Annotated in this window: 19 protein-coding genes; 6 read left to right on the forward strand and 13 right to left on the reverse strand. The window is 64.6% G+C overall.

Going from position 1 to position 23,734, the window contains the following annotated elements:
* The first annotated feature begins 225 nt into the window (after positions 1-225).
* Genes ilvA through queF form a run of 3 tightly spaced genes read left to right on the forward strand, consistent with a single transcriptional unit; the run spans position 226 to position 3,541 of the window.
* The gene (gene ilvA, locus QFZ94_RS28190; RefSeq protein WP_429461941.1) at positions 226-1,791 is read left to right on the forward strand and encodes a threonine ammonia-lyase, biosynthetic; all 1,566 of its coding nucleotides are present in this window, start codon (positions 226-228) and stop codon (positions 1,789-1,791) included.
* A gap of 23 nt (positions 1,792-1,814) precedes the next feature.
* Entirely contained in the window at positions 1,815-2,720 is a 906-nt protein-coding gene (locus QFZ94_RS28195) for a 5'-nucleotidase (RefSeq protein ID WP_368584473.1), read from the forward strand.
* Positions 2,717-3,541: an NADPH-dependent 7-cyano-7-deazaguanine reductase QueF gene (gene queF / locus QFZ94_RS28200; protein ID WP_429460942.1), complete on the forward strand. Its 825-nt coding sequence runs from the start codon at positions 2,717-2,719 to the stop codon at positions 3,539-3,541. The genes QFZ94_RS28195 and queF overlap by 4 nt, the downstream gene beginning before the upstream one ends.
* An 86-nt stretch (positions 3,542-3,627) precedes the next feature.
* Here queF and QFZ94_RS28205 read toward each other — a convergent pair whose 3' ends face one another.
* The 3 genes from QFZ94_RS28205 to QFZ94_RS28215 form a co-directional block, all read right to left on the reverse strand.
* On the reverse strand, positions 3,628-4,014 hold the full coding sequence (locus tag QFZ94_RS28205) for a RidA family protein (protein ID WP_008923846.1): 387 nt from the start codon (positions 4,012-4,014) through the stop codon (positions 3,628-3,630).
* A 72-nt stretch (positions 4,015-4,086) separates the two neighbouring features.
* On the reverse strand, positions 4,087-5,568 hold the full coding sequence (locus tag QFZ94_RS28210; protein ID WP_368584471.1) for an N-acyl-D-amino-acid deacylase family protein: 1,482 nt from the start codon (positions 5,566-5,568) through the stop codon (positions 4,087-4,089).
* 3 nt (positions 5,569-5,571) lie between these two features.
* On the reverse strand, positions 5,572-6,462 hold the full coding sequence (locus QFZ94_RS28215; RefSeq protein WP_429460945.1) for a MurR/RpiR family transcriptional regulator: 891 nt from the start codon (positions 6,460-6,462) through the stop codon (positions 5,572-5,574).
* A gap of 155 nt (positions 6,463-6,617) precedes the next feature.
* Between QFZ94_RS28215 and QFZ94_RS28220 the strand changes: the two genes are divergently transcribed.
* Positions 6,618-7,895, forward strand: coding sequence for an amino acid deaminase (locus tag QFZ94_RS28220; protein ID WP_429460947.1), 1,278 nt, complete (start codon positions 6,618-6,620; stop codon positions 7,893-7,895).
* Between the two features lie 112 nt (positions 7,896-8,007).
* On the opposite strand, the gene QFZ94_RS28225 is transcribed toward QFZ94_RS28220, so the two are convergent.
* Both QFZ94_RS28225 and QFZ94_RS28230 read right to left on the reverse strand, forming a co-directional pair.
* Positions 8,008-8,511 carry a MarR family winged helix-turn-helix transcriptional regulator gene (locus tag QFZ94_RS28225; protein WP_176125033.1) on the reverse strand — a complete coding sequence of 168 codons (504 nt, stop codon included), beginning with the start codon at positions 8,509-8,511 and terminating at the stop codon, positions 8,008-8,010.
* Positions 8,512-8,542: 31 nt separating this feature from the next.
* On the reverse strand, positions 8,543-10,138 hold the full coding sequence (locus QFZ94_RS28230; protein ID WP_429460949.1) for an MFS transporter: 1,596 nt from the start codon (positions 10,136-10,138) through the stop codon (positions 8,543-8,545).
* 137 nt (positions 10,139-10,275) lie between these two features.
* On the opposite strand from QFZ94_RS28230, the gene QFZ94_RS28235 reads away from it, so the two are divergent.
* Entirely contained in the window at positions 10,276-11,115 is an 840-nt protein-coding gene (locus tag QFZ94_RS28235) for an EcsC family protein (protein WP_368584467.1), read from the forward strand.
* Here QFZ94_RS28235 and QFZ94_RS28240 read toward each other — a convergent pair.
* The 8 genes from QFZ94_RS28240 to QFZ94_RS28275 form a co-directional block, all read right to left on the reverse strand.
* Positions 11,082-12,050 (reverse strand): alpha/beta hydrolase, encoded by a 969-nt coding sequence (locus QFZ94_RS28240; RefSeq protein ID WP_429460951.1) that lies wholly within the window; start codon positions 12,048-12,050, stop codon positions 11,082-11,084. The genes QFZ94_RS28235 and QFZ94_RS28240 overlap by 34 nt on opposite strands.
* 131 nt (positions 12,051-12,181) lie before the next feature.
* Positions 12,182-12,616, reverse strand: coding sequence for a CHRD domain-containing protein (locus QFZ94_RS28245; protein ID WP_368584463.1), 435 nt, complete (start codon positions 12,614-12,616; stop codon positions 12,182-12,184).
* 360 nt (positions 12,617-12,976) lie between these two features.
* Positions 12,977-17,440 (reverse strand): ATP-binding protein, encoded by a 4,464-nt coding sequence (locus QFZ94_RS28250; protein WP_429460953.1) that lies wholly within the window; start codon positions 17,438-17,440, stop codon positions 12,977-12,979.
* Between the two features lie 116 nt (positions 17,441-17,556).
* Positions 17,557-18,303, reverse strand: coding sequence for an aquaporin Z (aqpZ, locus tag QFZ94_RS28255; RefSeq protein WP_429460955.1), 747 nt, complete (start codon positions 18,301-18,303; stop codon positions 17,557-17,559).
* Positions 18,304-18,549: 246 nt separating this feature from the next.
* A complete protein-coding gene (locus QFZ94_RS28260) occupies positions 18,550-19,194 on the reverse strand; it encodes a response regulator (protein WP_429460957.1) in 645 nt (214 codons plus the stop codon).
* A gap of 108 nt (positions 19,195-19,302) precedes the next feature.
* The gene (locus tag QFZ94_RS28265; RefSeq protein WP_429460959.1) at positions 19,303-19,992 is read right to left on the reverse strand and encodes a response regulator; all 690 of its coding nucleotides are present in this window, start codon (positions 19,990-19,992) and stop codon (positions 19,303-19,305) included.
* A gap of 136 nt (positions 19,993-20,128) precedes the next feature.
* On the reverse strand, positions 20,129-20,797 hold the full coding sequence (locus QFZ94_RS28270; protein WP_410848167.1) for a response regulator: 669 nt from the start codon (positions 20,795-20,797) through the stop codon (positions 20,129-20,131).
* A 265-nt stretch (positions 20,798-21,062) separates the two neighbouring features.
* Positions 21,063-22,391 carry an MFS transporter gene (locus QFZ94_RS28275; RefSeq protein ID WP_429460961.1) on the reverse strand — a complete coding sequence of 443 codons (1,329 nt, stop codon included), beginning with the start codon at positions 22,389-22,391 and terminating at the stop codon, positions 21,063-21,065.
* Positions 22,392-22,485: 94 nt separating this feature from the next.
* Between QFZ94_RS28275 and QFZ94_RS28280 the strand changes: the two genes are divergently transcribed.
* Positions 22,486-23,385, forward strand: a complete 900-nt coding sequence (locus QFZ94_RS28280; protein WP_429460963.1) for a LysR family transcriptional regulator — start codon at positions 22,486-22,488, stop codon at positions 23,383-23,385.
* The last annotated feature ends 349 nt before the right edge of the window (positions 23,386-23,734 follow it).

Here is a 23,734-nt window from a genome sequence, read left to right on the forward strand (position 1 = left end):
AATTCTACCGCATCATCCCGCCACGCGTTGACGGCGGGAACCTGGGCGGTGACGGTGCTTCGGGGGATTTGGCGGCGAATCCCGCGGCGTTTCGCATGCGACCCCATTGACCGGCCGGACGGTTTGGCAAACTTCGCTTTGCAGTGCCGAAACGGCCCCACCAAGGGCGTGCCACCCCTCCCCGCCGCGCGCGGAACGGCCAGAGCGGGCACCGTTGGCGCTATCATTGACGTTTTCCCGTCTCACATAGCGCACCGCGCGACCCGCATGGTTTCCCACGACTACCTGAAAAAGACCCTGACCGCGCGCGTCTACGACGTGGCGCGCGAGACCGAACTCGAACGCGCGCCGAACCTGTCGGCGCGGCTGCGCAATCCGGTCTATCTGAAGCGCGAGGACAACCAGCCGGTGTTCTCGTTCAAGCTGCGCGGCGCGTACAACAAGATGGCGCACATTCCGGCCGAAGCGCTCAGTCGCGGCGTGATCACCGCGTCGGCGGGCAATCATGCGCAGGGCGTCGCGTTGTCGGCCGCACGCATGGGCGTGAAGGCGATCATCGTCGTGCCGGTGACGACGCCGCAGGTCAAGGTCGACGCGATCCGCACGCATGGCGGGCCGACCGTCGAGGTCGTGCAGTTCGGCGAATCGTATAGCGATGCCTATGGTCACGCGGTCAAGCTGCAGGAAGATCGCGGCCTGACCTTCGTGCATCCGTTCGATGATCCATACGTGATCGCCGGCCAGGGCACCGTCGCGATGGAAATTTTGAGCCAGCACCAGGGGCCGATTCACGCGATCTTCGTGCCGATCGGCGGCGGCGGTCTCGCGGCCGGTGTCGCGGCATACGTGAAATCGGTGCGTCCGGAGATCAAGGTGATCGGCGTGCAGACCGATGATTCGTGCGCGATGGCCGCGTCGCTGAAGGCGGGCGAGCGCGTGACGCTGAACGAAGTGGGCCTGTTCTCCGACGGCACCGCGGTGAAGCTCGTCGGCGAGGAAACCTTCCGTCTGTGCAGCGAATATCTCGACGAAGTGCTGCTCGTGAACACCGATGCGCTGTGCGCGGCGATCAAGGACGTGTTCCAGGACACGCGCAGCGTGCTCGAACCGGCGGGTTCATTGGCGGTGGCGGGCGCGAAGCAGTACGCCGAACGGGAAGGCATCGAGAACCAGACGCTGATCGCGATCACGTCGGGCGCGAACATGAACTTCGACCGCATGCGCTTCGTCGCCGAACGCGCGGAAGTGGGCGAAGCACGTGAAGCCGTTTTCGCGGTGACGATCCCCGAAGAGCGCGGCAGCTTCAAGCGCTTCTGCGAGCTGGTCGGCACGCGCAGCGTCACCGAATTCAACTACCGGATCGCCGACGCGAACTCGGCGCATATCTTCGTCGGCGTGCAGATCCGCAATCGCAGCGAACCGGCGCAGATCGCCGGCGCATTCGAAGCGCACGGCTTCGCGACGGTCGATCTGACCTTCGACGAACTGTCTAAGCAGCACATCCGCTATATGGTTGGCGGCCGTTCGCCGCTCGCGCGCGACGAACGTCTGTTCCGCTTCGAGTTTCCCGAGCGTCCGGGTGCGCTGATGAAATTCCTGTCGTCGATGGCGCCGAACTGGAACATCAGCCTGTTCCACTATCGCAACCAGGGTGCGGACTACAGCTCGATTCTGGTCGGCATTCAGGTACCCGAGAGCGACCATGCAGCGTTCGAGCGCTTCATCGAAACGCTCGGCTATCCGTGCTGGGAAGAAACGAAAAACCCGGTCTATCGCCTCTTCCTCGCCTGATCTCTTCGGACCGGAACTCACCGATGGCGCTTTCGCTTGTCGACAAACTGGTGGTCGCAATCTCGTCGCGCGCGCTGTTCGACTTCGAGGAAGAGAACCGCGTCTACGAGGCCGGCGACCTGAAGGCCTACGAAGCGTTGCAGCGCGAGCGCCTGAACGTGCCCGCGAAACCGGGCGTCGCCTTTCCTTTGATCCGCAAGCTGCTCGCGCTGAACGCCGCCGGCGGTCATCGCGTCGAAGTGGTGATCCTGTCGCGCAGCGATCCGATCAGCGGCCTGCGCGCGTTTCATTCGTGCCGCGAACACGGGCTCGCGATCGAGCGCGGCGTGTTCACGCGCGGCCGCGCACCGTTCGGTTATCTGAAGCCGCTGAGCGCGTCGCTGTTTCTGTCGGCGAATCAGCAGGACGTGCGCGATGCACTCGCCGCTGGCTTCCCTGCCGCACGCGTGTTGCCGGAATCGGCGAAAATGGCGAGCAAGTACCCGGACGAAATCCGCATTGCGTTCGACGGCGACGCGGTCTTGTTTTCCGACGAAGCGGAGCGCATCTTCCAGAAGGACGGCCTGCGCGCGTTCGTCGGTCACGAGATCGACAACAAGCATCTGCCGCTCGCGGACGGACCGCTCAAGCCGCTGCTCGAAGCACTGCACCGGTTGCAAAAACTCGCGGACGCGGCCGCGCCGATGCGCATTCGCACAGCACTGGTAACAGCACGCTCGGCCCCCGCGCATGAGCGCGCGATCCGTACCCTGATGGCGTGGAACATCGAAATCGACGAAGCGATGTTCCTCGGCGGCCTCGACAAAAGCGCATTTTTGCGCGAGTTCGAGCCCGACTTTTTCTTCGACGACCAGATCGGCCACTGCGAATCGGCCCGCGTCGTAACGGCGACCGGGCACGTGCTGAGTGGCATCGTGAACGCATCATGACACCCGAACAATCTCCGCTCGGCAAGTCCTCGACTTACACCGAACAATACAATCCGACGCTGCTGTTTCCGATTGCGCGCAGCCATGCGCGCGAGGCGATCGGCATTACCGCGCGACTGCCGTTTTTCGGCACCGACATCTGGAACGCCTACGAGCTGTCGTGGCTCAACGCGCGCGGCAAACCGCAAATCGCGGTCGCCACGTTCTTCGTACCGGCCGACTCGCCGAACATCGTCGAATCGAAATCGTTCAAGCTGTACCTGGGCTCGTTCGCGCAGACCGCCTTCGAATCGACCGAGGCCGTGCGCGACACGATCAGGCGCGACGTGTCCGCGTCGTGCGGCGCGACCGTGTCGGTGCATCTGTACACGCCGCACGAATTCGGCAAGCTGAAAATGGAAGAATTCGGCGGCCTGTCGCTCGACCGGCTCGAACTCGAGGCGAGCGTCTATCAGCCGGATGCGTCGCTCCTGAGCGCGGCGCACGGCGAGGCGCCGGTCGAGGAAACGCTGTTCTCGAACCTGCTGAAGTCGAACTGCCCGGTGACCGGCCAGCCGGACTGGGGCAGCGTGCAGATCCACTATGCCGGGCCGCAGATCGATCACGCGGGTCTGTTGCGCTACATCATCTCGTACCGTAATCACACCGGCTTTCACGAGCAATGCGTCGAGCGGATCTTCGTCGACATCATGAAGATGTGCAAACCGCTGAAGCTCGCGGTCTATGCGCGCTACACGCGCCGCGGCGGGCTCGACATCAACCCGTTCCGCACCAACTACAACCTGCCGATGCCGGACAACATGCGGCTTGCGCGGCAGTAACGGTAAGCACCGCGGCAATCGCAACGAGGGCGCCGCAGGCCATCACAGCCTGCGGCGCCCTCATCACATCGAAGCCGTCAAAGCGCTCAGGCCGCCGGCTTCTTGTAAGCGACGCAATCCACCTCGACCTTGCAGTCGATCACCATCGACGACACCACGCACGCGCGCGCCGGCGGATTCTCGCCAAAATACTCGCGAAACACCTTGTTGAACGACGCGAAGTCGCGCGGATCGTCGAGCCACACGCCGCAACGCACGACGTGCTCGGCGCCGTAGCCCGCTTCCTTCAGGATCGCGAACACGTTCTGGATCGCTTTGTGCGATTGCTCGACGATGCCGCCGTTGATCACTTCGCCGTTTTCCATCGGCGTCTGGCCCGACACGAACAGCCAGCCGTCCGCTTCGACCGCGCGCGCGAACGGCATTACCTGACCGCCCGTTCCCTTTCCGCCTTCCACGCCATATCGCTTCATCGTCACACTCCTCAAAAAGTCGGGCACGTACGCGGCGCCCTCGCCGCGCGTGCCACCATCAATCGATAAAAATCAGAACGCGCCCTGAGCATCGCCCTTCGACGGCGCACCGCGCGTGACGAACCGGCCGGCCCGCTCGCCCGTCACCGCGCCGTCGCGATACGACAGCACGCCGTTGACCCACACCGCGTCGATTCCGGCAGCGGGCTGCTGCGGCTTGTCGAAGGTCGCCACGTCGTGCACTTTCGCCGGATCGAACAGCACGAGGTCGGCGTGATAGCCGATATGCACTTCGCCGCGCTGCGCGAGACCGAAGCGGCGCGCGGACAGGCTCGTCATCTTGCGCACCGCTTCCTCGAGCGGCAGCAGCGCGGCATCGCGCGCATAGTGGCCGAGCACGCGCGGAAACGCGCCCCACAGCCGCGGATGCGGCAGCGGATCGTTCGGCAAGCCGTCCGAGCCGACCATCGTCGCCGGATGCGACAGGATGCGCCGCACGTCGTCTTCGGACATGTTGTGATAGACCGCGCCCGCCGGCTGCAGGCGCTTGCCCGCTTCCTGCTGCGACACGCCCCATTCGGCGGCGACGTCCTTGATCAGCTTGCCCGCCATCTCGGGATGCGGCTCGGACCACGTGATCGTGATGTCGATGTCGCCCGTCACCTGCTTCAGATCGAGCGTCGACGAACTGCGGTTGTACGGATAGCAGTCGCAACCGACCGGCTGCCCGCCGCGCGCGCCTTCGAGCGATTTCAGCACCTCGACGCTGCGCCCCCAGTTCGACGGCCCCGCGCACTTCAGATGCGAGATCACGACCGGCACGCGCGCATGACGGCCGACGCGGTAGGCCTCGTCCATCGCGTCGAGAATCGCGTCGAACTCGGTGCGCATGTGGGTCGTGTACAGCGCGCCCGCGGCCGCGAGCGGCTCGGCGAGCGCCATCACTTCCTCGGTCGGCGCGGCGAACGCCGAGCCGTATGCGAGCCCCGAGCTGAGACCCAGCGCGCCGTGCGCGAGCGCTTCCTCGAGCTGCGCGCACATGCGCTCGATTTCCTCGGCGGTCGCCGCGCGATCGAGCCGGTCCATCTGGTTATTGCGCAACGCCGTGTGGCCGATCAGCGCGCCGACGTTCACCGCCGGCCGCGCGGCGTTCACCGCGCTCACGTAGTCGGCGAAGGTCGGATACTGGAACGCATCGCGCTCGCCGAGCAGGTTCATCGGATCGGGCGGATCGCCCTTCAGCGACACCGGCGACGCGCTGATGCCGCAATTGCCGACGATCACCGTCGTCACCCCTTGGGTGATCTTCGGCAGCATTTGCGGCGAGCGGATCACGTGTGTGTCGTCGTGCGTGTGCACGTCGATGAAGCCCGGCGCGAGCGCGCGCCCCTCGGCCTCGATCACCTCTTCGGCAAGCCAGTTCGACAGATTGCCGATCGCGGCGATGCGCCCGTCGCGGATCGCCACATCGCGCTCGACGGGCGGTGCGCCCGTGCCGTCATACAGTTGCGCGCCGACGATCAGCGTGTCGGCGGCTTCGGGATGCGAATGCATGGATCAATCTCCTAACGGTTGTCGATCGCCGCCGCCGCGGTGCGCGTCGAGCGCGTGCTTCATGCGGCGCAGCAATTCGCGGCTCTCGTCGCCCTGGCTGACGGCAAGTTCGGTGACGAGCACATCGAGCGCCATCATCATCGCGTAACGGGATGACGACGGCTTGTAAATGAAGTCGGTTTCGAACGCGACGATCGGGATCAGCCAGTCGGCGAGCTTCGCCAGCGGCGACGCGGGCGCGGTCACCGCGACCACCGTCGCGCCATAGCTGCGCGCGATCTTGCAGTTCTCGACCATCTCCGGCACGCGCCCCGTGGTGGACAGCGCGATCACCACGCAGTCGCGCGACACCGTGCTCGCGACCATGCGCTGCAACAGCGCGTCCTGATAGGTCGCGACCGGGCGGCCGAGGCGCACGAGCCTGAAACGCATTTCGTCGGCGAGCGCGGTCGAACCGCCGCCCATGCCGAACACGTAGGTCATGCGCGCATTGCGCAGCGCGGCCGCCGCTTCGGCGAGCGGCGCTAGGCGCAGCAGTTGGTGATTGTGCGCGAGCGCGGTTTGCAGTTCGTCGAACACGCGCGTGGCGATCGGCTCGGGTGCGTCACTTGCTGCGTCGCGCTCGAGAAAACGCTGACCGACCGCGGCCGCCTGCGCGAGCCGCAGCTTCAGCTCGCGCACGTCGCGGCAGCCGACCGCCTTCGCGAAACGCGTGACGGTCGCGATGCTGACCTCGGCCTGCTGCGCGAGGGCGCCGATGCTCGCGCGCGACGCGCCGGTCAGATCGTCGAGAATCAGCGCGGCGACCTTGCGTTCGGCCGAGCGCAACTCCGGCGCGCATTCGGCGATGCGCGCGACGATGTCGAAAGCGAGCGGTTCGGCGCTACTGTTCATGGCGGGCGATGGGGTTCGCGGCACGGCTTTCGCGCCCCTTTCCGGCGGCCTTCGAAACCCGTGGTACTAAATAACATTTCTCCGGACATCGTACTTTCGTTAACATGGTAAAGTCAAATTTGATTCAATTTAACCGGACGATGGAGCACGGAGACATGAAAGTTACAAACTATCAGGGCGCGACGATTGATCCTTATAGCAAGGGCTTGGGCATGGTTCCGGGCACGAGCGTCCAGCTGAAGGACGCTGCGCGCCTCGAGTGGAACCTGCTTGCCGAGGACGTCAGCCTGCCGGCCGCGGTGCTGTACGAGGACCGCGTCGAGCACAACCTGAAGTGGATGCAGGCGTTCGTCGCCGAATACGGCGTCAAGCTCGCGCCGCACGGTAAGACCACGATGGCGCCGCAACTGTTTCGCCGTCAGCTCGAAACCGGCGCGTGGGGCATCACGCTCGCCACCGCTCATCAGGTGCGCGCGGCGTATCACGGCGGTGTGTCGCGCGTCCTGATGGCGAATCAGCTGGTCGGCCGCCACAACATGATGATGATCGCCGAGTTGCTCAGCGATCCGGATTTCGAATTCTTCTGCCTCGTCGATTCGGCCGAAGGTGTCGAGCAACTCGGCGAATTCTTCACCTCGGTGAAGAAGCCGCTGCAGGTGCTACTCGAACTCGGCGTGCCGGGCGGGCGCACCGGCGTGCGCGATGAAGCGCAGCGCAACGCGGTGCTGGACGCGATCGCGCGCTATCCGGACGTGCTGAAGCTCGCGGGCGTCGAACTGTACGAGGGCGTGCTGAAGGAAGAACCCGAGGTGCGCGCGTTCCTGCAAGGCGCGGTTGCGGTCACGCGCGAGCTCGTCGAGCAGGGGCGTTTCGCGCGCTCGCCGGCGGTGCTATCGGGCGCGGGATCGGCGTGGTACGACGTGGTCGCCGAAGAGTTCGCGCAGGCGACGCAAACCGGCAAGGTCGAGGTCGTGCTGCGGCCCGGCTGCTACCTGACGCATGACGTCGGCGTCTATCGAAAGGCGCAGACCGACATCTTCAAGCGCAATCCGGTCGCGAAGAAAATGGGCGAAGGCTTGCTGCCGGCGCTGCAATTGTGGGCGTACGTGCAGTCGATTCCCGAGCCGGATCGCGCGATCATCGGCCTCGGCAAACGCGACTCCGCGTTCGACGCGGGCATGCCGGAGCCGGCGCGCCACTATCGTCCGGGCCAGCAAGCGCCGCGCGACATCGCCGCGAGCGAGGGCTGGGAAATCTTCGGTCTGATGGATCAGCACGCGTATCTGCGCATTCCCCCGGGCGCCGATCTGAAAGTGGGCGACATGATCGCGTTCGACATCTCGCATCCGTGCCTGACGTTCGACAAGTGGAAGCAGGTGCTGCTGGTCGATCCACAGTATCGCGTGAAGGAAGTGATCGAGACGTTTTTCTGATTGGATTGGAGTGGATTGCGCCGCGCTGAAGCGCGGGCTTTTCGACGATAGAAAAAAGGCTGTGAGCCCAAGGGCGCACAGCCTTTTTTTGTCGTCGCACGCGGAGAAAAAATCACACGCGTTGGGCCGCCTCGTCGCCGGCGGTTTCCTGGGCTGCTCCAGCGGCGCCGGCCGCTGCGCTCGCATTGGCCGCCACTTCGCCGATGCGCGTCTCCAGCATTTTCAGCGCGCTCGACAACGCCGCGAGCGCCTCATCCGGCAACCCGGCCATCGTGTCGTGCAAGAACGCCTGGCGACGCGGCAGGCTCGCTTCGGTCGCGTCGCGACCCGCCTCGGTCAGGCGCACGTTGGTCACGCGGTTATCGCGCGCATCCATGCTGCGCGCGATCCAGCCCAGGCTTTCGAGCGCCTTCAACTGCCGCGTCAGCGCGCCCGGATCGACGCGCAGCCGCTCGACGAGCCGCTTCTGCGACGACTCGCCGGCCTGCTCGTGCAGCGCGAGCAGAATGCGCCAGCGTGGCAGCGGATGACCCACCTGGGTCTCGAATGCCGACATGAAGGCCCGATACGTGCGACCAAATTGCTGCATGACGGCGACGCGGTCCTGTTCTTCCATAATCTGCCTGTCCAACACCAAGTCCAAAAAATCAGTCTGCGTGAATCACCGGCTCGAGCTTGCGCTGGAGCTTGACCGGCGGCACGCGGCGGCTTTGCCACACCGACACGACGGCGATCAGCGCGGCCATCGCGAGACCCAGATGAATCGCGCCGACCAGCGACTCGCGCGCGCTTTCGAGCAGCATCGCGCCGTTGTGGCCCGCGTGCGTCAGCTGATCGACGAGCGTGGTCTGCGCATCGCGGTTGATCAGGATCTGCGGATCGCCCAGATTGCCGAACCAGTGCGAAGCGCCCGCGCCTTCGAGCGCACTGCGCACGCCGCTCTTGTACATGTGGGTCACGAGCGTGCCGGTCAGCGCGGTGCCGATCATGCCGCCGATCATCCGCAGCGACTGCAGCAGCGCGGTCGCGATGCCGAGGTGTTCGCGGCCCGCGGTCTGCTGCGCGAAAATCGTCAGATTCGGCATCACGAAACCGAGCCCGAGGCCGCCGACGACCATGAACGACATCAGCACCCATTGCTGCATCGATCGGGTCGCGACGACGATGCCGAGGCATGACAGCGCGAGCATCGCAAAGCCGATGTACAGCATCAGGTTCGGATTCTTGATCCGCGACACGACGCGCCCGTTCGTGATACTGCCGATCGTGATGAACACGACGAGCGGCGTGATCACGAGGCCCGCTTCTTTCGGCGACATGCCGAAGCCGCCCTGGAACAGCAGCGGTGCGTAGAACAACAGCGAGAACATCGTGAAGCCGCCGAGCACGGCCAGCGTGAACAGCGCGGCGAGGCTACGGTTGCGGAACATGTCGACTGGCAGGATCGCGGTCGGGCAGCGCTTTTCCCATTTCCACAGCGCGATGGCCGACGCGACGCTCAGCCCGAGCAGCGCGAACGCGCTCAGCGTGATGCCGTGCTTCGGCAGCAACTCGACGAACAGTTGCAGCGAGCCGAGCGCGATCGCGATCAACAGCGCGCCGGGCCAATCGAGCCGCATCTTGCCTTCATGCTCGACGTGCCGTAGATGCGGCAGGAAACGCCAGACGAAAAACAGCGACAGCAGCCCAACCGGCAGATTCACATAGAACACCGAACGCCAGCCGCAGTACTGCGTCAGAAAACCGCCAAGCGAAGGCCCGACCGCATTCGCGATGCCGAACGCCGAGCTCATCAGCACCTGCCAGCGCAACCGCACGACGGAATCGGGGAACAGATCGGGAATGCACGCGAACGCGGTGCCGACCAGCATGCCGCCGCCAATGCCCTGCAAGCCGCGGGCGAGCACGAGAAACAGCATGTCGTTGGCGGCGCCGCACAACACCGAGGCGCTGGTAAACACGACGATCGATGCAATCACGAACGGCTTGCGCCCGTTGTAATCGCCGAGCCGGCCGAAGATCGGCACGGTGATTACCGAACTCAGCAGATACGAGGTCGCGACCCATGCGTAAAGCTCGAAGCCCCGCAGTTCGGACACGATGGTGGGCAACGCGGTACCGACCACGGTCTGGTCGAGCGCGACCAGCATCGTGACGAACGAGATGCCGAGCATGGCCAGCAGGGATTCGCGGAACGGTAAGACTTGCCCACTCGAATGGTGGGCGGCGGTATGGACATCCATTTTTGATGGAGCAAAAGTTGACGTGTCAAAAGATTGAAAATCATACCACGCTGCACCGCTTCGCGCGGGACGGAACACGCCTTGCAACGCGGTAGACTCACTTGCAGTACCCACGCCATGACATGCCAGGGAGGCTCATGCAGCCGAGTTCGCTCGCAGCACCATCCTTATCGGAGCAGGACCTCGCCGCGCTGCGGCGCGCCAAACACCAGCTCGAAAGCCCTGCGCTCGCGATGAAGCTCGCCAGCGTCGTCGGCGCGCCGATCGAAAAGCTGCTGTCGCGCATTCCGGTGTTCGCCAACGAAAAAGTGTCCGATGCGACGCAGGCCGCGTTGCGCAAATGTCTGTCGATCGCGCTGCGCACGCTCGGCCGGCGCGACGACGCCAGGCTGCTCGCGCCGGACAAGCCGAACAACCTGCTGCACAAGTTCGCGGTCGCGACGACCGGCGCGGCTGGCGGCGCGTTTGGATTGCTCGCGCTGCCGGTCGAACTGCCCGTCACGACCACGCTGATGTTTCGATCCATCTGCGACATCGCGCGCAGCGAGGGCGAGGACCTGACCTCGGTCGACACACAACTGCAATGCCTGACCGTGCTCGGCATGGGCGGCACCTCGAGCGAGGACGACGACGCCGACCTCGGCTACTTCTTCATGCGCGGCGCGCTCGCGCAGGCGGTGTCGAAGGCGTCGTCCGAGGTGGCCAGCAAGGGCTTCACGGCCCACGGCTCGGCGGCGCTGCTGCGGCTCATCAACGCGATCGCCGCGCGCTTTTCGGTGCAGGTCAGCGAGCAGATCGCGGCCAAATCGATTCCGGCGATCGGCGCGGTGCTCGGCGCGATGGTCAATACCGTGTTTATCGATCACTTCCAGCAGGTCGCGCACGGGCACTTCACCGTGCGGCGGCTCGAGCGGCAATACGGCCAGCAAACGATCGAAGCCGTCTATCGGACGCTCGACATCACACTCGACGCGTGAGCCCTGTTCGCGGCGCGGCTCGTCGCGCGTCGCACGAAGGCGGCCGCGCGATCGAGCGCGCGGTTCGCCTCCGGCATGAACGGCGCGAACAGCGGCCACACGTGCGGCAGCTTGTTCCACACCTCGCATTCGCAATCGACGCCTGCCGCGTGCGCGTTGTCGGCGACGCGGCGCGTGTCGTCGAGCAGCACTTCGGTGCTGCCCGCCTGCAGGAACAGCGGCGGCAGACCGTGCAGGTCCGCGTAGACCGGCGACGCGTACGGATGGGTGGGCGGCGCATCGCCCAGATAGACCTTGGCCGCGCGCTCGATCGAGGCGCCGCAGAACATCGGATCGACGCTGTCGTTGGTGCGCAGGCTCGCGCCGGTCGTCGCCAGATCGGTCCACGGCGAGAACAGCAGACCGCCCGCGGGCATCGGCGCACCCGCGTCGCGCAGCGCGACCAGCGTGGCGAGCGCGAGACCGCCGCCGGCCGAGTCGCCGGCGATCACGATCGAGCTGGGTGCGATGCCCATCGCGAGCAACTGTCGATAGGCGGCGGTGGCGTCGTCGAGCGCCGCTGGGAAGCGATGCTCGGGGGCGAGGCGATAGTCGAGGGAGAAAAGCCGCGCGTCGGCGCGGGTCGCGAGAGCGAACGTCAGCGACCGATGCGTGCGCGGCGAGCAGAAGTAGTAACCGCCGCCATGGCAATACAGCACCGTAGGCTCCGCGCCGCCGGCCGTGCCGCCGTCCACGCGCTCCAGCCATTCGCCGACGAGCGGCGCGTTGCCTGCGCCGTACGTTTCGCGCAGATGCCAGCCGCGCGGCACGCGTGGCGACCACACGCGCTTCGACGTCAGCGCGCGCGCCCGTTCGACGTTGATAAACGGTTTGAGGGTTTCGGGCCGGAACTGCCTGCGCAAATACCAGCACGCGAGCGCGCTTTGCCAGCTCATCGGGACATGCTCCTTCGTTGAAGTCCCGTCATGGTACGTGGGTTGGCAGGGGCCGTTGGTTTGGCGGGTTCCAATCGCGTGACGGTGATGGTCGCCGCGGCACGCGCGCCGGGCCAACGCGAGGTCCATGCCTAGTTCGCCGGCAACACCTGTCCGCGGATTTCGCCCGTCGGATTCTGCGCGGTATGAACATTGAAGTACCACTGCCCCGCCATTAGATCCATGACCTGCTGCTCGGTAAGCTTCACCGTGCCTTTGATCGGACTCGCGAGCCCATTCTTCTCGATCGGCACCTGGACCTTCGCATTCTGGCCGACCGGCGCGGGACCGTGGAAATGCGCGGCGGTGACCGGACCGCTCAAGCCCTCGTAAGTAACAGTCCACTGCAGCGATTGAGTGGACGTGTCGAAGCTCGCATTCAGCATGCCATGCCCGTGACTCACACGCGGCGGCACTTCGCTCGACGGCTGGAGATTCGCCTTCAGCGCAACCGTATCCGCAAATGCAGCGCTCGATGCAAGCGCGCACAGCAGTACTGCCAGATTCAATTTTCGCTGCGAAATCATGGTCTTCTCCGGACATTGACGCGCCGCGGCGGCATTGTGTCGGCCGTGCGGAGCATCCACATACTAGTGCAAATCATTTGAAGCCGGTGAGGCTGGGATGGTGGTGTGCCCGGGGCAGCATTGAGAAAAAAACGTAGCGCGAAATCGTTTAATCGATTTGATCAAAAAGTTAATTGCGCGATTTGTAATGAATAAATCACGTTATTCCTGGTATGCTTCGACTCGCGAGAAGTGACTCCTTCATCGAAGGACGTCTCCAAATCTTTAACGCGGCTTCGGCCGCGTTTTTTTTCGTCCTGATTTTGGTTGCGGCCGATTGAACCGCCCGTGTATTTGCGCGAGTCTACGGCGCGCCGCTCGCTACGCGAGCAATGCGGCCTGCTGTTCGATGCCATCGAGTATTGCCTCGCATTGTCGAATTAGCGCATGCCCCTCGTTACGCAACTGCTCCGGCGACTTCGCGACAATGACGCGGCGATAGGCTTCGAGCGCCTTTAGGAGCGGCGGATACTGCAGCACGCTCGCCGCCCCCATCACCCGGTGCAGCCACTCGTGCACCCGCCCCATGTCCGCGCGTTCGAGTAACGTCGCCAGCGCGTCGATGTCGTCGCGCATCGACGAGACGAATGAATCTAGCAACGCCTTGACCGTCGACTCGCTTCCCCATAACTGCGTCATGCGCGCGAGGTCGACGGGCACGAACGGTTCGGCACCGGCACGTTGGGTGACCTGCGGCTCGCCGGCCGACGCGGTCGAAACGCGATCGGTTGTTTCCGCCGGGGCGGGGTGCCACTCGACCTCAGTGCCAAACCAGCGGCTCAGGTGGTCGCGCAACGTGGCGAGCCGGGTCGGCTTGATCAGACTGTCGTCCATGCCGGCTTCGCGGCACAGACTCAGGTCGTCGGGCGCGGTATTGGCCGTGATGCCGAGTATCGGCAGACGCCGCGCGCCGCCGTGCAGTGCCTCCGCTTGGCGGATACGACGGGTCAGTTCATAGCCGGACAGGTTCGGCATATGGCAGTCCGTAATCAGGCAGCCATAGCTCGTGCGCTCTAGCGCGGTGAGCGCTTCGGCGCCGTCGTTGGTGACGTCGCACGCGAACCCCGGCAGGGCGAGCTGATGACGGATCAACTCCTGATTGACTGGATGATCTTCCGCGACAAGAATCAGCCGCCCGTTCGCGAGCGCGCGTTCGCGATCGGGCGGCGGCGCGATGCCATCGGTCGTGAACGGCACGCCTACCACGCTCGATGCCATCCGGGCGATCGACGGCAGCTCCGTCATCGCGGCCGCACAAGCGGCGCCGAGGCCGCGCCACGAAATCGGATTGATGCTGACGCGCACCTTGTCGTCGAGGATGCGGTAACCCGTTGGCTTCGGTTTTTCGGTCAGCGTGACGATGCACGCATTTGTGCCGATATGTGCCGGCAACGTGACGTCCTCGCCGACGAACAGCAGATCCGCGCAGCTCAGTACGTCGCTTTTGGCAAGCGTCGCCGCATCGCCCGAGAGGCTGTGCAGTTCGAGCCCCAGCGCCTCGCCGAAGTGTGCGAGAGCCCGGCCGATGCGTCGATCTCGCGTGATTACTACGCCGAGCTTGCCGTGCAGACCATTGATCGAATAACGCTGTTCGACGATCGGCATCGTCAGCCGCACGATCATGCTCGTGCCGCGGCCGGGTTCGCTGTGCAGCGTGAGCGTGCCGTTCATCAGGTCGATCAGCTTGCGACAGATCGTCAGCCCGAGGCCTGTGCCGCCGAAGCGCCGCGTGGTGGACGACTCGGCCTGCACGAACGGCTCGAACAGCCCCGCCTGCAGATCCGGCGCGATGCCGATGCCGGTGTCCCGAACGGTCAGCTCCAGCGTCTGCGAACCCGCGCGGTCTTCGACGACCGCTACGCTGACACCCACCTCGCCCTTCGGCGTGAACTTGATTGCATTGCCGAGCAGGTTGAACAGGATCTGGCGCAGACGCACGCTGTCGCCACGGAGCGTCGCAGCGGCGTCGCTCGCGATGTCGACACGCACTTTCAGCCCCTTTTCGTGGGCGCGCCCGGCGAGCAGGCCGACCGCGTTATCGACGAGCTCACGTAGATCGATCGGCTCGGCTTCGAGCGTGAGCCGACCCGCCTCGATCTTCGAATAGTCGAGCAAATCATCGAGAATCTGCAGCAGCGCGCCCGCCGACTCGTGGATCATGCCGAGCATTTCGCTCTGATCGGTACTGAGCGGCGTGCGCTCGAGCACTTCGACGAGACCGAGCACGCCGTTCATCGGGGTGCGGATTTCGTGGCTCATCATCGCGAAGAAGTTGTCCTTCGCGCGCGAGGCCGCCTCGGCCACATCGCGCGCTCGGGCGAGTTCCTCAGAACGCGCGCGCTCGACGCTCGCGTCGACCCAATAGCCGCTCCAAACGACGCCGCCATCGGCTTCGCGCTGCGGCACCAGTTCGGCCCGCATCCACTTCAGTTGACCGGCGCTTTCGACACGGAACTCAATATGCACCGCAGAGGTACAGATCGCGGAACGCTCGAGCTCGGCAAGAACGATTGGCCGATCCAGCTCCGATATGCGCTGAAAGTCGACTCGCGCCCCGCCCTGCGAATCGCTGTCGCCGAGCAGATGTCGCGCGTCGCCGCCGATGTACGGGAAGGAATACGCGCCTTCCGGCGAGCGCCGCATCTGGAACACGACGGCCGGCAACGAGCGCGTGACGTCGAACAGACGCCGTTCGGTTTCGCGCGCGCGCATCTCGGCGCGCCGGATGTCGGTGATGTCGACCATCGTGCCGAGTACGTATGCCGGCTGCCCATCGCCGCCTTCGCAGACGCTCGTCCAAAAAATGCCATGCCGCGACTCGCCAGCACCGTCCTCGAACTGCAGTTCGACTTTGGCGATGCCGCCGCCGCGCAGGAGCTCGTGTGTCATGTCGTCGAGCACACGGCTATTGGCCTCGCCCCATGTGCCGACCTCGGCCGTTGTGCGCCCGAGCACGTCCTTGCGCTGCAGCCCGCACGCCTTCTCGTATGCCTCGTTGATCGCGATGTACCGTCCGTCCAAGCCTTTCGCGATGAGCGGATACGGCACCGTCTTCATCATCGTTTCCTGGAAGTTCAATTGCAGCGCGAGTTCGCGCTCGGTCTGCTTGCGCAGCCGGACTTCGCGTTGCAGCAGCACGTACGCGCGCAGCGTCACCAGCAGCACCACGCCGATGCCGATCAGCACCGGCAGCAGCCGCACCGCAGTCACGCTCCACATCGCGTTGTCCGGCGCGGCGGGGCTCACCCACTTGCTCCGGATGCGTTGCTTTTCGGCTGCCGGCATCGCCTGCAACGCGCGATCGATCAGCTTGACGAGCGGACTTAAATCCTCGCGCACAGCAAAATACAACGAGTCGGATTCACCGAGCGAGTCGAGCACCCTGAGCGCGCCGGCGTAGCGCTGCCGGAGTTGCACGTTGATCGCGGCAGCGTTGCCGACCAGCACGTCGACCTCGCCACTCGCGACCATGCGCATCGCCTCGCCCAGGCTCGCCGCGACGACGATGTGATCGACCGGCACCGCCTCCAACGCGAGGGGCACCGAACCGGCTACGTGCGGCGACATCACGACGCGGCACGACGCGATGTCGTCGAACCAGCATGGAGGCGGCACGCCGGTGCGTCCGACGATCACCAGCGGATCGCTCTCGTACACGCGGCTACGGTCGGCGCCCACGAGAAGCGCACCGCGACTCGATGTGGAGGACAGCATCGCGATGTCGCCGCGCTGGAATGCGTCGATGGTGGCTGCCCAGTCGGCCGTGCGTGCGCGGTTGAACACGACACCGAGCGTGCTGCTCAGGTATGCGAGGTAATCGGCGGTCAGACCGACGGGGCGACCCGCGGCGTCAACATAGCTGAACGGAGCCCAATCGTCGTCGAAGCCGATCTGCAACGGCGACAGCGAACGCAGCCAGTTCTTCTCTTCCGGCGTTAGCGCGAAGCGTGGGGCACCCGTCGCGGGCGCCGCGTTGAAGTTGCCGGACAGCCAGAGCGCGCGTATCGCAGCGGCTTCGGCGGGATTCATCGACACCAGCGCGCGGTTCAGTTGATCGCGCAAGGCAAGCTGCCGGGGCGATACCGCAAAGCGCAGGTCGAGCGCTTTGCCGCCTTGCTCGAACGCTACGCGCAGATTGCGATACGCGTCGGTCGCCAGTTCGTATTGAACGACCGGTGTGAAGCCGAAATAGACGTCGGCATCGCCATGCAATAGCGCGTTCAGCGCTTCGTGCGTGCTCGCGAACGAGACGATCTTCGCGCGCGGAAAACCGGCGCGCAACAAACGCTCACGCGCAAAACCGCGCTCGATCGCGATACGCGCGCCGGCGAGATCAGTGGGCTTCACATACCGGGCGTCGTCACGACGCACGACAGCCGACGCGAACGAGTGGAAGTAGGGAGCCGTAAAGCCGAGGCAGCGCTCGCGCTCCGGCGTGCGCGCTATGCTCGTCAGCAGGTCGACCTCGCCGGCGCAAGCCGCGGCGACCAGTTTGGCCATGTCGGGAAAGCTCTTCGTCTCGATGACGACGTTCGGCCCCAGGAGCGCGCGCAACAGGTCGCCGCTGACGCCGGCGAGCTGGCCACCCCGCGGGATGTCGAACGGCGGCCAGCCACCTTCGAGTATGCCCACGGTCAGTCTGGAAGGAAATGCATTGGGTGACGACGCGGAGACATCGGCTCGCACTGTGGAGATGACGGGTGACTCTGACGCAGCGCCGGCAGGCGCGGCCATGCAGACCGCATGCGTAGCCGCCAGCAGAGATAACACCAGCCAGCGCATCATTGAGTGCCGCGGCGAGCGCTGCCAAAGACACCGCAACAAACGCCGCAGCCCCAACGTCAGCGGCACCTCGCATTGAGAACTCGTATCGATCGGAAGTGATGAGTAGCGCCCCCCGCTCACGAAACGTCACCCTGTCCGTCCACCAATGACACCGCGGACGAATCAACTCGACCGTGCAGAAACGAAAACAGGACGCCAGCCGCAATTGCGCCGGCCAACGGCGCTGCCCAGAACAGCCACAGCTGGTCCAGCGCCCAGTTGCCGACGAACACTGCCTGCGCTGTCGAGCGGGCCGGATTGACCGCTCCATTGGTGACCGGAATCGACACCAGGTAGACGAGCATCAGACATGCGCCGGTGATGAACGGCGCAACCGTTGCCAACTCTTTTCGAACGACGACCAGCAGGCAGGTCCCGACAAACACGAACGACAGCACGACTTCCACGACGAGCGCCGAATGCAACGGATAGTCGGCGGGCGAATGAGCACCGAAGCCGTTCGCCGCGAATTCGCTCGCGGCGAGTTCGAAACCTGGCCGGCCACTAGCGAGGTAAGCGAGAAGCGCCGCGGCGACTATTGCGCCGCCGATTTGCGCGGAGATATAGGGCAACAGATCACGCACGGGAAAGCGCTGCGCGACGGTCAAGCCGATGGTGACAGCAGGATTGAAATGCGCGCCGGAGATCTTGCCGAACGCATAGCTGCCAGTAGCGAGCGCAAGCCCGAACGCCAACGACATCTGCAACGCGCTACTAGCCTGCAATGTGCCCGTGGTGTCCAACACCGTACTGCCGCAGCCGACGAACACGAGCCATGCCGTACCCACACCCTCGCTCCATAATCGCTTGCCTAGTGCCACCATCTCTGCCCCATCCGTCAAGTACGAGGTACAGACACCGAACGATCGCGCGAAGAGGTCTGCACCGGATTCCCCTGATCCATCTAATCGGATCACGAACTAACCACAGCGGCAGTTGCGGCCCAAGGCGCGCAACGACCGGCGGCGGCCAGGATTATTGGGTGCCCCCCGAGCCATGCCAATCAGATGAGTCTGATAAGGGCTACGTCAAAGCCGTCGAAAGCAAGAAAATATGACCATCGCGTCGCCTCATATCAGCCCAATCTGAGTGGCGTAGTTGATCAGGTCGGCTTCTGTTTCCAGTCCGAGCTTGCGCATCGCGCTGCGTTTTTGCGTGCTGATCGTTTTGTCACTCCGTCGCAGACGTGTGGCGATCTCGTGCACCGCGAGGCCTCGCACATAGAGTTGAAACACCTCCCACTCGCGTGCGCTCATCGCACCGCCGCGCCGGGGCGGCGCAGGCTCCGCGGCAGCGAGTGCGGCACGAACCTGTTCCGATAGATGGGTGCCCCCGGCGGCAACGGCTTCGATCGCGTCGATCAATGCGTCCACGGCGTCGCGCTTGTCGACGATTCCCGTCACACCGATATTGCGCAAGCCGGCCAACACATGCGCGCGCCCAATCATGGTCAGCACCACCACGTGGGGATGCGGCGTGCGCCGAAGCAGCCGACGCAATAGCGGCACCGCGCTGGTGTCCCCGTCGAGTCCCGGCATGCCGATGTCCGATACAACGACGTCGCATGCGCAAGCTTCGAGCAGCTTCGCGAGACCGCGGGTGTCGGCAGCTTCGCCGACAATCTCGATATTCGGCTTGTCGCGCAGCAGCGTTCGGACGCCCGCGCGAATGGAGTCGTGATCGTCCGCCACGACGACGTGAATCTTGTTTGTCATTCTGTTCAGTGACTTTTTTATGGTGTCGATCGGCATACCGCACGAAATATGTCTCCCCGGTTATGCCGATCTAGTCGCCGCGCCTATGCGCAGCAGGTTGCCGCCCGGTTAGCGGACCTGATCAAGTCGTTCTGGAACCACCCCGTGCTCGACTGCGAAGCGAAACAGTTCGGCGTCGCTATTCAGCGAGAGCTTGCGCATGGCCATGCACTTCTGCGCGCTGATTGTCTTCACACTACGTCCCAAGCGCGTGGCGATTTCCGTGACGCCGAGCCCTGACGCGTACTGCGTAAACACCTCGAGCTCGCGGCGAGAAAGGGTGGCGCGCACGAAGTCGAGACGTTGCGTCAACGTTACGTCGGCCAACATGGCGCGCACCGCCGGACCGACATAACATTCGCGCGCCAGCGCCATGACCAGCGCCACGTGGATCAGATCGATACGATCACGTTTGCTCAGCAGCCCGTCCACGCCAAGCGACATCACCTTGCGCAGCGTCGCCGCTTCCGTTTCCATTGTCAGGATGACGAGCGCCATGTTGGGATAGCGTTCCTTTAACTGCCTGACGACGTCGAACCGGTTTTCGTTGCTCCCTCCTGGCATGTAAAGATCCATCAGCACGAGATCGCAAGGACAGCGATCGACTTCAATCAACAGTTCGGCGACATCCGCCGCACGGCCGACCACCTTCAGGTTGGGATAGTTGCCAATCAGATTTTCTATAGCCAGCAGGACCAGCGGATGATCGTCCGCAATGATCGTTCGAACAGGCGTGCCTGATGCAGCCAAGAGGTTCATCTTCTGGCGCTCCTCGATACTTTCATTTCTCGACACCTTGTTATGCGTGACCGGCGCTCACGCAATGGTCGAGCATTTCTTTTGCGACAAACATCAGAGCGCTCTGAAATGGACCGAACGACCGCGTGCCCGATGCTTAGTTTTCCACTTCGAGGAGGAGCGAGCCGCACGCGCGTACACAGGAAAAGAGCGCGGGGTCGTCGCTCACGCCCAGTCGTGCCATCGCTTCACGCTTTTGCCGACTCACCGTGCGGCGATGGCAGCCGAGCGCCGCCGCGATCTGCACGATGGACTCGCCGCTCACGAGCCTGCGCACGATGTCGGTCTGCCGCTTCGACAGCATCAGGGCCGACACGAACCGACCGTTGTCCGGCTGCGAACGCTCGAGCGTTTCGACCACCGAGCGGCCCAGGTAGCGCGCGCCGCGCACACTGTCGCAGACGGCTTGCGGCAGTTCCTCGAGCGAATCGGCTTTGCCGACCACGCTGATTGCGGCATCGGCGGCGACGACGCGCAACATCGCGGCATTCGTCTGCCCGGTCACGACGACGACGCGCAATGACGGCCACTCGCCGCGAATGCGCTGGATCAGGCCGAGTCCGTCGCTAATCTCGCCGGCGGGCTCCGGCATGGACAGATCGACGACGAGCACGTCGCACGGTGTGTGTTGAAGCAACGCGATCAACGCAGTCGGCATCTGCGCCTGACCGACGACAGTCAGACCTTCGTGCGCCTCCAGCGTCGATTTCAGGCCAAGCAGGACGAACGGATGATCGTCCGCCAGAATGATTCGAAGATTTGTCACGATTAGTCTCGCTCGTTGTCGGAATGGTCGGAATGCGTGCGGGGGTGGCTGTGCGGGCGGCGGGCGTCGACCTTCGCCGCGTCAATCACGCGACGTGCCGGAAAAGCCATCTGATCACCCTCGCAAATTCACGACAATCGGAGCGTTCCTAATCCGGTTAAATGATCGGGATAATTTATAGTCCTACCGAGCAAAATGCGCACCGTTATTCGAATCGAATCAAATCCATTCGAAAACGCAAGGCGCGCGCTGTTCAAATCATGTCTCACGCCGCATCACAGGCACGCGTCGCGCGCATCGCACGCGTCGACGCGGCGCGCGGAAACACCGGCAACGCGAGCAACGCGCACGCGCTCGCCACGCTCCACACCAGCGGCCATCCTCCGATGGACAGCAGCGCGGGAATCGCGAGCGGCGTCACGAACAGCGTGAGGAACACGCAGGTGTTGCCCATCGCGAGCGCGGTGCCCGCGCGGCGGGTACCGGCAAGGGACGCGAGTTCGGTGAACGCGACGCCGTGCCACGCCGACGCGCTAACTCCGCCGAACACGATCATCAGCGCGAACAGCGCAACCGCCCCGGCGCGATGCATGCCGACGAGCCCGGTCGCGAGCGCGAGCAGCACGAACAGCACGGCGGTCAATAGACTGCAGGCCCGCATATACGCGCGACGGTTGCCGCGCCGGTCGGTCCACGCACCGCTCCAGACCCGCGCGACCGCGGCGCCGGTCTGCACCGCGGCCATCGTCACGCTGATCGCGAACACGCCGGCACGCCCGAAGTCGTGCAGAAACACCGTGCCGAACGTGATCACGGCAATCTGCGGCACGCACAGCGCGCCCGCGCCGAGCGCGACGCGCCAGATCGCAATGTCGCGCAATGGCGAACGCATCGGCAAAGGCGCGCCGTTCGAAGCGTCTACGCCCCGCCCACTGGCCGCCCCTGCACCGGCCGTCGCAGCCGCCTGCGCGGGCTCGTGCAGCCAGCGCCACGCGAACCACGCGGTGATCGCGCATGCCAATGCCAGCACCGCATAGGCGCTCGCAAAACCGAAGTGCGAGGCGAGCACCGGCAGCACCAATGCGCCAAGTCCACCGCCCGCCGGCACGGCGGTTTGCCGGATGCTCATCGCGAGGCCACGCTCGCCTTCGCGAAACCACGCCATCACCGCTCGGCCGCTCGATCCGTTGACGCTGCCGCCCAGCAATCCGACCAGCAGCAGCCCGAGCGCGAGCGGGACGATGCCGGGCACCTGAGCGTCGCCCGGCGACACGAACAGCGCGAGACCGGCGAGCGCGGCCGCGGTCGACAGCAAGCCGAGCAGCAGCACGCGACGATCGCCCCAGCGGTCGGTCAACAGTCCCCACGGCAACTCGCTGACCGCAATGCCGAGCCCGAGCATGCCCAGCACGAGGCCGAGCCCATGGTTGCCGAGGTGGTAGTCCGAGCGCAGGAACACCGCCGTCGTCGGAATTCCCGAGAATGCCGCCGAAAAGCTCGCGTTCGCGGCGAAGCCCACGCCCAGCACCTTCCAGCGATGCCGCGCGCCGCGCTGGCCGATGCCGCGCGACGCTGTCATAGATCCGTTTTCCATCCCACCCTCCGTGTGTATTCGGGGGTATGCTACGGCTGGGCATTCCATCGGAAAAGCCGGAAATTTAGATCGCCTCCATCGGAAAAACCGAATCATGAGCCAGCGTGGTTTCGACCTTGCACAGTTGCGGACCTTCGTCGCCGTCGCCGAATCGGGCGGGGTGTCGGCGGGCGCCGAGCGCGTGTTCCTGTCGCAGTCGTCGGTAAGCGAGCAGTTGAAGAAGCTCGAGGAGCGCGCCGGCCAGCCGCTCCTCGTGCGCGGCCGCCAGGGCGTGAGCCCGACGCCCGCGGGCGAGCGTCTGCTCGAGCACGCGCGCCGCATCATCGCGATGAGCGAAGCGGCCTTCGACGACCTGCAAGGCCGCTCGCTCGACGGCGAACTGCGCATCGCGATCACCGATTACTACCGTCCGCACGACATCGCGCGCATCCTCAAGACGTTTTCGGAACAGCATCCGCGGCTGAAGCTGCACGTGACGGTGCTGCCAAGCGCGGTGATCGACAGCGGCGCGGACGATCACGCGTCGTTCGACATCGGTTTGTCGGCGCGGCTCGTCCTAGGCCAGCCGCGCGCACGCGGCGCCGGCGCCGGTGCCGGTGCCGGTGGCGCGAGCATCGTCGTGCGGCGCGAAAAGCTGCTATGGGCCAGTTGCGCCGATGCCACCACCCGCCCCGCCGCGCCGTATCAACTAGTGCTGCTGCCGACGACCTGTCAGTTGCAGCGCTTCGTCGTCAAGCTGCTCGACGAACACAAGGTAGCGTACGTGGTGTCGCATTCGGCGTCGGGCGTCGCGGGGCTGCAACTCGCCTTGAAGGCGGGGCTCGGGATTTCCTGTCTGAACGAGTCGTCGCTCGGCGGCGGCGTGGTGGCGTGCGCGGCGAACATCGGCTTGCCGCCCCTGCCCGCCATCGAGTTTCATCTGCTGCCGGGGCGTATGGGCGAAAGCGAACTGGTCAGCAATGCACGTGATGCGCTCGTGCGGCTCTTCGCATGAAGCCCACCGGCATTCGCGCAAAACGTGAAACCACACGAATGAGACGCAGAGCCAGGCACAAATAAAATTCACAGCAAAATTTATGGATCGACATCAGCTAATCACATTCACCTGATGCATTGACATCGATAAACCGCAGCGCAACAAAATCCACCGCGCTGGGGCCGGCATCCGTGCCAGTCCGTGATTATCGAAGCGCCTGTTTACCTTTGTATTCTCTATTGACGGGTCCGATAAATTGTTGCAGGCTGCTAACGGATATCACGCGCTTTTCAGCGCCTCATGCGTCGCTCATTGGAGCCCGAAAGTCGCCGTCCCAGGCGCATCCAGCGCGGATCATTGTCGCAGA

This window comes from Paraburkholderia sp. JPY465 (assembly GCF_050436725.1).
Taxonomy (GTDB): Bacteria; Pseudomonadota; Gammaproteobacteria; order Burkholderiales; family Burkholderiaceae; genus Paraburkholderia; species Paraburkholderia youngii.